The organism is Nitratidesulfovibrio liaohensis (genome assembly GCF_011682075.1).
Classification (GTDB): domain Bacteria; phylum Desulfobacterota; class Desulfovibrionia; order Desulfovibrionales; family Desulfovibrionaceae; genus Cupidesulfovibrio; species Cupidesulfovibrio liaohensis.
The window spans coordinates 1-1,382 of sequence record NZ_VSMK01000552.1 but is presented as its reverse complement, the minus strand read 5'-3'; the positions used below and the strand labels follow the sequence as shown (position 1 = coordinate 1,382).

The following is a 1,382-nucleotide window of genomic DNA, read 5'->3' as shown; positions in this document are numbered from 1 at the left end:
GCCGCGCCGGGCCGCGCCGCGCGCCAGCACCCAGCGCCACGTGCCGTCGGTGTGGCGGATGCGGAATTCATGCTCGAAGCGCTCCGCGTCCTCTCCGGTGATGCGGCGCACCTCCGACAGCACGCCCAGCCTGTCCTCCGGGTGCAGGATGGCCGCGATGTCCATGGGCGAAAGCGCCGCGTCGGCGGGGCGGCCCATGATTTCGAGGCAGCGCGGCGAATGGTACAGGGTGTTGGTGGCCAGTTCCCACTCCCAGATGCCGTCGTTGGTGGCGGAAATGGCCATGTCGTAGCGTTGGCGGCTTTTTTCCAGCTCCAGCACCTGGTTGCGTCGTTCGGTGATGTCGCGGATGGTCTGGATGACCCCGGCGAGTCGCCCTTCGCCGTCGCGCAGGGCGGATGCCACGGTCCACACGTGGGCCCCACGACCGCCGAACAGTGTAGGCACGTAGGCCTCGGCCGTCAGCTTGTCGCCCTGCTCGCCGAACATGGTGTAGTGGCTGGGCAGCGGCAGGCCAGGGGAAAAGAACCGGTCGCCCAGCAGGGGGATGCGTTCGCCATAGAAGGGCAGGGCGTACTCGAAGTTGCCGCGCCCCAGCATCTCGCTGGCGGAATGGCCGGTCATTTCCTCCATGGCGCGGTTCCAGGCGATGACGCGGCGGCTTGCGTCCAGCACCAGGGCTGCGTCGGGCAGGAAGTCGATGATGTCGCGCAGTCTGCGCCACGCCTCGGAAAGCTGGTCCTGCATCACCTTTTGTTCGGTGATGTCCAGCACGAAGCCGTCGATGTAGTCCACCTCTGCCGGGGCGTTGTCCGCCTTTGCGTCGGCACTGCCCGTGCCGTTCGGAGCGCCGGTTTGGGGAGCCTGGCCGGTTTTGGCGATCTGGCCCGTTGGCGCCGCCTGGGCAGGAGCCGGGCCGCGCACCAGGCGCGCGCTGACAAGCCCCCAGAACTGGCTGCCGTCGCGCCGCTTGAGGCGCAGTTCCATGTTGTCCACGCGGCCCGTGGCCTGCAACGCACCCACGAAGCGCTGGCGGTCTGCCGGGTTGGCGTACATCTGCCGGGGAATGTCCGAGACGCATTCCAGCATTTCTTCCGTGGTGGGGCAGCCCCAGATGCGCGCGTATTCCGGGTTGACGTTCTCGTAGCGGCCTTCGGGCGTCACGCGGAAGATGCCCACCGGCGCGCTGGTGAAGATGGCGTGGTACTGTTCGCGCGCCCGGTCCAGGTCGACCGCCTGCGCCGAAGTGCTTGCCCGACCCGAAGCATGTGCCTGCCCCGAAGCGGCGGCGTGTGCGTTCGGCTGCGCGCCCCGCTGGACATCCTGCTCCGCGCCAGCGGGCTTGCCGCGCCGCAGTCGCAATCTCGTCAGCAGGCCCAGAG

General features: G+C 68.7%; 1 protein-coding gene. It reads right to left on the bottom strand.

Annotated elements, in window-relative coordinates:
• Positions 1-1,382 (bottom strand): PAS domain S-box protein (locus FVW27_RS15825; RefSeq protein ID WP_167126961.1); only part of this gene is annotated, 1,382 nt, incomplete at both ends.